The 9466-nt window shown below is 75.0% G+C and carries 10 protein-coding genes and 1 riboswitch; of the genes, 6 read left to right on the top strand and 4 right to left on the bottom strand.

Features of this window, described 5'->3' with window-relative positions; translation table 11 throughout:
• Positions 1–318 precede the first annotated feature (318 nt).
• The 3 genes from ACZ56B_RS07305 to ACZ56B_RS07295 all read right to left on the bottom strand — a co-directional run bounded on the left by ACZ56B_RS07305 (position 319) and on the right by ACZ56B_RS07295 (position 2458).
• Entirely contained in the window at positions 319–684 is a 366-nt protein-coding gene (locus ACZ56B_RS07305; protein WP_468787210.1) for an Rv2175c family DNA-binding protein, read from the bottom strand.
• 75 nt (positions 685–759) lie between these two features.
• Positions 760–2001 (bottom strand): NAD(P)/FAD-dependent oxidoreductase, encoded by a 1242-nt coding sequence (locus tag ACZ56B_RS07300; RefSeq protein ID WP_468787208.1) that lies wholly within the window; start codon positions 1999–2001, stop codon positions 760–762.
• A gap of 106 nt (positions 2002–2107) precedes the next feature.
• On the bottom strand, positions 2108–2458 hold the full coding sequence (locus tag ACZ56B_RS07295; RefSeq protein WP_468787207.1) for an avidin-fold protein: 351 nt from the start codon (positions 2456–2458) through the stop codon (positions 2108–2110).
• 51 nt (positions 2459–2509) lie between these two features.
• A riboswitch (TPP riboswitch) is annotated at positions 2510–2621 on the top strand.
• Between ACZ56B_RS07295 and thiO the strand changes: the two genes are divergently transcribed.
• From thiO to ACZ56B_RS07270, 5 genes are all read left to right on the top strand, one after another.
• Positions 2619–3818: a glycine oxidase ThiO gene (gene thiO, locus ACZ56B_RS07290; protein ID WP_468787205.1), complete on the top strand. Its 1200-nt coding sequence runs from the start codon at positions 2619–2621 to the stop codon at positions 3816–3818. Its footprint overlaps the riboswitch before it by 3 nt.
• Positions 3815–4015 (top strand): sulfur carrier protein ThiS, encoded by a 201-nt coding sequence (gene thiS / locus ACZ56B_RS07285; protein WP_468787203.1) that lies wholly within the window; start codon positions 3815–3817, stop codon positions 4013–4015. The genes thiO and thiS overlap by 4 nt, the downstream gene beginning before the upstream one ends.
• Positions 4016–4017: 2 nt before the next feature.
• Positions 4018–4812 (top strand): thiazole synthase, encoded by a 795-nt coding sequence (locus ACZ56B_RS07280; protein ID WP_468787201.1) that lies wholly within the window; start codon positions 4018–4020, stop codon positions 4810–4812.
• A 112-nt stretch (positions 4813–4924) separates the two neighbouring features.
• Positions 4925–6889, top strand: coding sequence for a Stk1 family PASTA domain-containing Ser/Thr kinase (gene pknB / locus ACZ56B_RS07275; RefSeq protein WP_468787199.1), 1965 nt, complete (start codon positions 4925–4927; stop codon positions 6887–6889).
• Positions 6890–7080: 191 nt separating this feature from the next.
• Entirely contained in the window at positions 7081–7959 is an 879-nt protein-coding gene (locus ACZ56B_RS07270) for a deoxyribonuclease IV (RefSeq protein ID WP_468787197.1), read from the top strand.
• 25 nt (positions 7960–7984) lie between these two features.
• Here ACZ56B_RS07270 and ACZ56B_RS07265 read toward each other — a convergent pair whose 3' ends face one another.
• Positions 7985–8632 carry a sulfite oxidase-like oxidoreductase gene (locus ACZ56B_RS07265; RefSeq protein ID WP_468787195.1) on the bottom strand — a complete coding sequence of 216 codons (648 nt, stop codon included), beginning with the start codon at positions 8630–8632 and terminating at the stop codon, positions 7985–7987.
• 180 nt (positions 8633–8812) lie between these two features.
• Between ACZ56B_RS07265 and bfr the strand changes: the two genes are divergently transcribed.
• A complete protein-coding gene (gene bfr / locus ACZ56B_RS07260) occupies positions 8813–9331 on the top strand; it encodes a bacterioferritin (RefSeq protein ID WP_468787193.1) in 519 nt (172 codons plus the stop codon).
• Positions 9332–9466: the final 135 nt, after the last annotated feature.

Genomic DNA, 9466 nt, shown 5'->3' with positions numbered 1-9466 from the left:
GTGGTGGCGGCTGCGGTGTTGGTGCGTGGGAATCCCTCTCTGGTGGTTGGTTTGTTCCGTCGTAGGGGTGTTCGGTCCCGGCTCCCTGGACGGCCCGCCGGCGGGCCGCCCCGGGCCGGGGCGTGTGCGCCGCAGGGGGACCTTATGCCGGTGCCGCGGAGAACCGCGAGACGCCCCCGGCCCGGCGGCTCCCGGGACGGGCGGGGCGGCGGCCCCGTGGGACGCCGCCCGGGCCGTACGAGGAGGGCCCGGGCGGCCGGCCGGTGCGGTGCGGGCCCGGCGTTCGCGGACCGCGGACGCCGGGCGGTCAGGGGTGGATCAGACCGCGAGCGCCTGGGCGCGGCGCTTCACCTCCGTGCCGCGGTTCTCGCTCAGCGCCTGCGCGGGTGTGCCCGGCAGTGTGGGGTCGGGAGTGAACAGCCACTCCAGCATCTCCTCGACCGTGAAGCCGTCGTCCCGCAGGAGCGTCAGGGTGCCGGTCAGGCCCTTGACGACCTTGTCCCCGTCGATGAAGGCGGCGGGGACGTGCAGCGCACGGTTCTCACCCCGGCGTACGGCGATGAGCTGGCCTTCCTTGACCAGCTGCCGGACGCGCGTCACCTCGACGCCGAGCTTCTCGGCGATGTCGGGAAGGGTGAGCCAGTCGGGGACGAGAGCATCGATCTTTGCGTCAATCTCGGTCACGGGAACAAGCCTGCCACCTGCCGCCGACAGTCGGAAGCCAGCCCCGTCCAGCCGGGCGGACGCGTCCGGCGTCCGTCACGCGATCGCCGACTTCAGCGGCCGCGCCGGGTCCGCCAGCGGCTCCGGGTCCATCGCCGTGCCCGCCTCGATCAGCCGGCGCCCCTGGGCCAGGTCCCGGGGCCGTCCCACCGCCAGCAGCGCGACCAGGCGCGACCCCCTCAGCCAGCACACGGTCCACGCCGGGTCGGCCGGGTCCCCGCGCCACACGGTCCGGTCGGCGCCCCCGTGGTGTCCCGCGTACTGGACGAAGCGCCCGAACTGCTCGGACCAGAAGTACGGCACCGGGTCGTACACCGCCGGCGCCCGGCCGGTGGCCGCGCCGAGGATGTTCGCGGCGACCGTGCGCGGTCCCTGGAGGGCGTTGTCCCAGTGGTGGACCAGCAGGCGTTCGCCGTACCGCCCCGAGGGGAAGGAGGCGCAGTCGCCGACCGCGTAGACGTCCGGCGCGGAGGTCGCCAGGTGCCGGTCGGCGACGACCTCGCCGTGCGCCCCGAGCGCGATCCCGGAGCCCGCCAGCCAGGCCGTGGCGGGCCGGGCGCCGATGCCGACGACCACGGCTCCCGCGGGCAGCCGCGTGCCGTCGCCGAGGACCACGGCACCGGGCTCGACGCGCTCCACGCGCGCACCGGTGCGCAGGTCGACGCCGGCCTCGGCGTACCAGGCGGTCATCGGGGCGGCCACCTCGGCGGGCAGCGTCCCGGCGAGCGGCCGTCCGGCGGCCTCCACGACGGTGACCGCGCAGCCCGCCTCGCGCGCGGCGGTGGCGAACTCCGCGCCGATCCAGCCGGCGCCGACCACCACGACGTCGTGCTGCCGGGCGAGGACCGGCCGCAGCCGTTCGGCGTCGTCCAGGGTGCGCAGCAGGTGCACGCCGGCGACGCCCTCCGCGCCCGGCAGCCGGACCGGTTCCGCACCGGTGGCGACCACCAGGACGTCGTAGGGGACGGGCCCGGCCTCCGTGTCCAGTTCGCGGTCGCCGGGGCGCAGGCCGAGCACCTCGCAGCCGAGCCGCAGTTCGACGCCGAGCGTCTCGAAGTCGACGTCGAAGGCGGAGCTCTCGGCCGTGCCGAGCAGCATCGCCTTGGACAACGGCGGCCGGTCGTACGGCTGGTGGGGCTCCGCGCCGATCAGGGTCACGGTGCCGGTGAAGCCCTGTTCCCGCAGGGCGACCGCGGTCTGCACACCGGCCATGCCCGCGCCCGCCACCACCACCCGCCGCGGCCCGGACGGTCCCGGTTCCTGCCTCTGCTCGCTCACCCGATCACCTTAGACACCCGGAGGACACCCGGAGAACACCCGGAAGCCGTCCGCGGAACACCCGCGGGCGACCGCGGGCGACCACGCGCGCCTGACGGGGCGTCAGTCAGCGTCCGTCCGCCGCGAGCTGCTCCACGACGCTCGTCCCGCTGCCCGGCCGCGACTCCCACCGCCAGGTCTCCTCCAGCCGTATCCGCCCGTCGGGCAGCTCCACCACCGTCGACACGCAGTGCCCCGAGGCCGTCGTGCCGTCCCGCCTGAGCTGCACGTACCGGAAGTCCAGCCGGTCGCCCTCCCGGGTGCCCACCAGGTGTCCGCGCACGACGTCGCCGCCCGCGTACTCGGCCCAGACCTCGCCGTCCCGCTCGTGGTAGGCGAACCGGGTGCGGGTCCCGACCTGCCCCGGGGCCTGATCGGCCACGGGGGCGAGGACCAGACCGTCGAGCGAACCTGCCACCTTCGGACCTCCCTTACGCGTGCGACGCCCCGCGGGCTAGGGTGGCCACCGTAGAGCACTCGCGGGAGTCCGGACGCACCGGGCTGAGAGGGAGGCTGGCGGCCTCCGACCGTACGAACCTGATCCGGGTCATGCCGGCGAAGGGAGGGGCTGGACGCCCATGTCACCCGCGTCGTCCACGCGCACGCCGGACGTCCTCGTCGTCGGCGGCGGGATCATCGGCCTGGTCACGGCCTGGCGGGCCGCGCAGCGCGGTCTCGCCACGGCCCTGGTGGACCCCGAACCGGGCGGCGGCGCCGCCCGGGTGGCCGCCGGGATGCTGGCCGCCGTCACGGAACTGCACTACGGCGAGCAGACCCTGCTCGGCCTGAACCTCGCCTCCGCGCGCCGCTACCCGGACTTCGCGGCCGAGCTGGCCGAGTGCGCGGGACGGGACCTCGGCTACCGCCGGTGCGGCACCCTCGCGGTGGCGCTGGACGCCGACGACCGCGCCCACCTGCGGGAACTGCACGCGCTGCAGCAGCAGTCGGGATTGGACTCGCACTGGCTGACCGGGCGGGAGTGCCGGCGCCTGGAGCCCCTGCTCGCGCCGGGCGTGCGCGGCGGTCTGCGGGTCGACGGCGACCACCAGATCGACCCGCGACGGCTGGCGGCGGCGCTGGTGACCGCGTGCGAGCGGGCCGGCGTGACCCTCCACCGCACCCGGGCCGAGCGGCTCACCGTCGCGCGGGACCGGGCGACGGGCGTCGTCACCTCCGACGGCACCGCGCTGGGCGCCGGGCGGGTGGTCCTGGCCGCGGGCAGCCTCAGCGGGCGGCTCGCGGGCGTCCCCGAGGACGTGCTGCCGCCCGTGCGTCCCGTGAAGGGGCAGGTGGTGCGGTTGACGATGCCCGAGCCCCCGGCGCGCTCGGCGCCCTTCCTGAGCCGGACCGTGCGGGCCGTGGTGCGCGGCAGCCACGTCTACCTGGTGCCGCGCGAGAGCGGCGAGCTGGTGGTCGGGGCGACCAGCGAGGAGCGGGGCTGGGACACGACCGTCACCGCGGGCGGGGTGTACGAGCTGCTGCGCGACGCCCACGAGCTGGTCCCCGGGATCACCGAGCTGCCGCTGGTGGAGGCCCGGGCCGGGCTGCGCCCCTGCTCCCCCGACAACGCGCCGCTGCTCGGCCCGACCGCGCTGGAGGGGCTGGTGCTGGCCACCGGCCACCACCGCAACGGCGTCCTGCTCACGCCGGTCACCGGCGACGCCCTGGCGCACGTCCTGACCACCGGGGAGCTCCCGGAGGAGGCCCGTCCCTTCACCCCCCTCCGCTTCGCCCCCCGGCACCCCACCGCCGCCGCACTCACGGAGCAGCCCGCATGAACATCTCGGTCAACGGCGAGTCCCGGCAGGTCGAGCCCGGCACGCCCCTCGACGCCGTCGTACGGTCGCTCACCGCGGCGTCCTCGGGAGTGGCCGCCGCCCTGAACGAGACCGTCGTCCCGCGCGCGCAGTGGCCCGCCACCGCCCTGGCGGAGGGCGACCGCGTGGAAGTGCTCACCGCCGTCCAGGGAGGCTGACCATGGCCGACGACCCGTTCGTCCTCGGCGGGACGTCCTTCACGTCCCGCCTGATCATGGGCACCGGCGGGGCGCCCAGCCTCGACGTGCTGGAGCGGGCCCTGACCGCGTCCGGGACGGAGCTGACGACCGTGGCGATGCGGCGGGTGGACCCGTCGGTGCACGGGTCGGTGCTGTCGGTGCTGGAGAAGCTGGGCATCCGGGTGCTGCCGAACACGGCGGGCTGCTACACCGCCGGGGAGGCCGTGCTCACCGCGCGGCTGGCGCGCGAGGCGCTGGGCACCGAGATGGTCAAGCTGGAGGTCATCGCCGACGAGCGCACGCTGCTGCCGGACCCCGTCGAGCTGCTGGAGGCGGCGGAGACGCTGGTCGACGACGGGTTCACGGTGCTGCCGTACACCAACGACGACCCGGTGCTGGCGCGGAAGCTGGAGGACGCCGGCTGTGCGGCGATCATGCCGCTGGGGTCGCCGATCGGGTCGGGGCTCGGGATCCGCAACCCGCACAACTTCCAGCTGATCGTGGAGCGGGCGCGGGTGCCGGTGATCCTGGACGCGGGGGCGGGCACGGCGTCGGACGCGGCGCTGGCCATGGAGCTGGGGTGCGCGGGGGTGATGCTGGCGTCGGCGGTGACGCGGGCGCAGGACCCGGTGCGGATGGCCGCCGCCATGCGGCACGCGGTGGAGGCGGGGCGGCTGGCCCGGCTGGCGGGGCGGATCCCGCGCAGGCACTTCGCCGAGGCGTCGTCACCCGCCCGGGGCCTGGCCGTGCTGGACCCGGAGCGGCCCGCGTTCTGACCGGCGGCGCGGGCGGCGGGCGCGTGCGTTGCGTCACAGGTCGGCAGCAGTCGTGCCCCGGACGGGGCCGGAGAGGTCGGGGGCGCCGGCGCCGGCTCGTAGACTCGCCTGCGTGGACACGACCCTTCAGGACCCTCTGGTCGGGCAGGTGCTCGACGGGCGGTACCGCGTCGAGGCGCGGATCGCGGTCGGCGGGATGGCCACGGTCTACCGGGCCGTGGACACCCGCCTCGACCGCATCCTCGCGCTCAAGGTGATGCACCCCTCCCTCGCGGCCGACGGCTCCTTCGTCGAGCGGTTCATCCGCGAGGCGAAGTCGGTGGCCCGGCTGGCCCACCCGAACGTGGTGCAGGTCTTCGACCAGGGCACCGACGGGGCGTACGTCTACCTGGCGATGGAGTACGTGGCCGGCTGCACCCTGCGGGACGTGCTGCGCGAGCGCGGCGCGCTGCAGCCGCGGGCCGCGCTGGACATCCTGGAGCCGGTGCTGGCCGCGCTCGGCGCCGCGCACCGGGCCGGGTTCGTGCACCGGGACATGAAGCCCGAGAACGTGCTGATCGGGGACGACGGCCGGGTCAAGGTCGCCGACTTCGGGCTGGTGAGGGCCGTGGACACGGTGACGAACACCGGCGGGACCGTGCTGGGCACGGTCTCCTACCTCGCGCCGGAGCAGATCGAGCACGGGACCGCCGACCCCCGTGTGGACGTCTACGCCTGCGGCATCCTGCTGTACGAGATGCTGACCGGGGGGAAGCCGCACGAGGGCGACTCCCCCGCGACCGTCCTCTACAAGCACCTGCACGAGGACGTGCCGCCCCCCTCGGCCGCGGTGCCCGGCATGGCGTACGAGCTGGACGAGCTGGTCGCGTCGGCGACCGCGCGCGACCCGGGGATCCGCCCGCACGACGCGGTGGCGCTGCTCGCGCGGACCCGCGAGGCGCGCGGCGGGCTCGGCGAGGAACAGCTGGACGCGGTGCCGCCGCAGGCGCTGGCGGCGGAGCACGACAACGCCGAGGACCGTACGAGCGTCATCCCGCGCGCGCTGACGTCCCCCACGCTCGGCTTCGCTCGCGCGGGGGACCCCCCATCCCGCCCGCTGCCCGTCGACGAGGACGACGGCGGCGGCCCGGGCTCCTTCCAGCGCACCAGCAGGCTCCCGTCCCCGCCGCCGCCGCCCCGGCGCCGCCTCGCGCCGCGGCGCGGTCCGGCGGCGGTCGTCGTGGCCGTGCTGCTGCTCCTGGGGGTGGGCACGGGCGTGTGGTACATCAACTCCGGCCAGTTCACCCAGGTGCCGCCGCTGCTGTCGAAGACCGAGCAGGAGGCCCGGGACCGGCTGGCGGACGCCGGGCTGGGCGTCGGTGACGTCGAGGAGGCGTACAGCGACACCGTGGAGCGGGGCACGGTGATCAGCACGGACCCGAAGGCCGGCGCCCGCGTCCGCGGCGACGCCCCGGTGTCGCTCGTCCTCTCCAAGGGTCCGCGGACCGTGCGGGTGCCCGACCTCGACGGCTACCGGCTGGACGAGGCGCGTTCCGTGCTGGAGGACGAGGGCCTGGAGCCGGGCATGGTCACCCGGGCGTTCAGCGAGGACGTGCCGCGGGGCTCCGTGGTCTCCACCGAACCGGTCAAGGGCACCGAGGTCCGCGCGGGCTCGGCGGTGGCGCTCACCGTGAGCAAGGGCAGCCCGGTGGCCGTCCCCGACGTGACCGGCGACGGCCTCGAGGACGCCCGCGCCGAGCTGGAGGAGGCCGGCCTGAAGGTGAAGGTCGCCGCCGAGCGGGTCCACTCCGGGCACGACGCCGGACAGGTGGCCCGGCAGAACCCCCCGGCCGGCCGCGAGGCCGCCGAGGGCGACACGGTGACGCTGACGCTGTCCAAGGGCCCGGAGATGGTCGAGGTCCCGGACGTGGTCGGCGACAGCGTGGACGAGGCCAGGGAGAAGCTGGCGGAGGCGGGCTTCCGGGTGAAGGAGGACCGCGGTCTGCTGGGGCTGTTCGGCGACACCGTCAGGGGCCAGTCCGTGGACGGCGGGGACACCGCGCCCAAGGGTTCGACGATCACCCTGAGGATCCGCTGAAGGACCTGCTGAAGGACCCGCCGGCGGGAGGATCCGCCGGCGGGTCGGGGCGGGGCCTGGGGACCGGGGCGGGGCCCGGGGGCCGGGGCGGGGCCCGGGGACCTGGGCGGGGCCCGGGGACCTGGGCGGGGTCCGGATCCGGGGGCGGGGCCGGAGTCGGGGGTTCCGGGGGACCGTGACACCCTTGACGGGTGAAGAGTCACCCGTCCGGCCCTGCCCGCAACCCCGTCGGCAGCCACGTCCCCGTGGCCGGGGGCCTGCACTCCGTCGGTCTGTCCTACGCCCGTGACCTGCGTGCCGAGGCCGTGCAGGTCTTCGTCGCCAACCCGCGCGGCTGGGCGACGCCGGCCGGGAACCCGAAGCAGGACGAGGCGTTCCGCGCGGCCTGCGCGGCCGGGTCGGTCCCGGTGTACGTGCACGCCCCGTACCTGATCAACTTCGGGTCCCACACCGGGGCGACCGTCGAACGGTCCGTGGAGTCGCTGCGGCACTCCCTGCGGCGCGGCCGGGAGATCGGCGCGCTGGGCGTGGTGGTGCACACCGGCAGCGCGACCGGCGGGCGGGAGCGGCCGGTGGCGCTGCGGCAGGTGCGGGAGCACATGCTGCCGCTGCTCGACGAGCTCACCCGGGACGACGACCCGTTCCTGCTGCTGGAGTCGACGGCGGGCCAGGGGGCCTCGCTGTGCTCGCGGACCTGGGACTTCGGGCCGTACTTCGAGGCGCTGGACGCCCATCCGAAGCTGGGCGTCTGCCTGGACACCTGCCACGTCTTCGCGGCGGGCCACGACCTGGCCGAACCCGGCGGGATGCACCGGACGCTGGACGCGCTGGTGGACACGGTCGGCGAGGGGCGGCTGAAGCTGGTCCACGCCAACGACTCCCTGGACGTGGCCGGGGCGCACAAGGACCGGCACGCGAACATCGGCGCCGGCCACATCGGCGAGGGACCGTTCCGGGAGCTGATGACGCACCCCGCGACCGCGGGCGTGCCGCTGGTCATCGAGACCCCGGGCGGCAAGGAGGGGCACGCGGCGGACGTGGAACGGCTGAAGAAGCTCCGGGACGGCTGAGCCGGCCGGACCGCCGGCCCCGGGGTCAGAGCTCGGGGCCCTCCCCCGGCTCCTCCTGGTAGGAGTAGCGCTGCTCCCTCCAGGGGTCGCCGATGTTGTGGTAGCCGCGCTCCTCCCAGAAGCCCCGGCGGTCGGCGGTCATGTACTCGATGCCGCGGACCCACTTGGGGCCCTTCCAGGCGTACAGGTGGGGGACGATCAGGCGCAGCGGGAAGCCGTGCTCGGCGGTCAGCAGTTCGCCGTCCTTGTGCGTGGCGAACAGGGTGCGCTCGGAGGCGAAGTCGGACAGCCTGAGGTTGGCGCTGAACCCGTACTCCGCCCACGCCATCACGTGGGTGACGTCGGGCGCGGGCGGGGCGATGTCCAGGAGGGTCCGGGCCGGGATCCCGCCCCATTCGGCGCCGACCATGCTGAACTTGGTGACGCAGTGCAGGTCGGCCACCACGGTGGTGTACGGCAGGGCCGTGAACTCCTCGTGGCTCCAGCCGTGCTTCTCGCCGTCGGCGGTGGCCCCGAAGACCCGGAACTCCCAGCGGTCGGGCCGGAACTTGGGGACCGGCCCGTAGTGCGTGACCGGCCAGCCCCGCTGCAGTCGCTGCCCCGGCGGGAGCTCGAACCGCGCCGTTCCCCCTGCTGCGCGCTCCCCCGATTCCCGTTCCGCCGGCTGACCCATGCCTCCATCCTGACAGACCCGGGGCAATGCCTTCGAACGGGCCCCGGCGAAAGGGCTCAACAGGCGGGTGAACGGGTGAAACGCGGACTTCCGTACTAAGTGAGGACTTACTGGAAGATATGCCCCGGCGGTGCAATCATGCGGCGCAAACCGCCCGTTCCCGCGTAAGGAACCCACGCGATGCAGAGCGACCCCGAGGTCATCGAACTCCTGAACGAGCAGTTGACCGCCGAGCTCACGGCGATCAACCAGTACTTCCTGCACTCCAAGCTCCAGGACCACAAGGGCTGGACGAGACTCGCCCGGTACACGCGCGAGGAGTCCTTCGACGAGATGCGCCACGCCGAGCTGCTCACCGACCGCATCCTGCTGCTCGACGGCCTGCCGAACTACCAGCGGCTGTTCCACGTCCGGGTCGGGCAGACGGTGACCGAGATGTTCCAGGCCGACCGGGAGATCGAGCTGGAGGCGATCGACCGCCTGCGCCGGGGGGTGGACGTCATGCGCACCAAGGGCGACATCACGTCGGCCAACGTCTTCGAGGCGATCCTGGCCGACGAGGAGCTCCACATCGACTACCTGGACACCCAGCTGGAGCTGATCGAGAAGATGGGCGAGGCGCTGTACCTGTCGACGGTCGTGGAGCAGTCCCAGCCCGACTCACCGGGCTCGGGGAAGGGCGGCCGCCCGGCGCACTAGCCCCCGGCGCGGCGGGCACCCCGGCAGGGCCCCGGGATGCCCCCGGGGCCTGGGGGGGGGGGGGGGGGGGGGGGGGGGGGGGGGGGGGGGAGGGGGATAGAGGCAGAGGCGTCCAGGAGATGCCGGCGCGGGGCG

The organism is Streptomyces sp. NPDC034670 (assembly GCF_055574875.1).
This window is presented reverse-complemented; position numbering and strand designations above follow the sequence as displayed.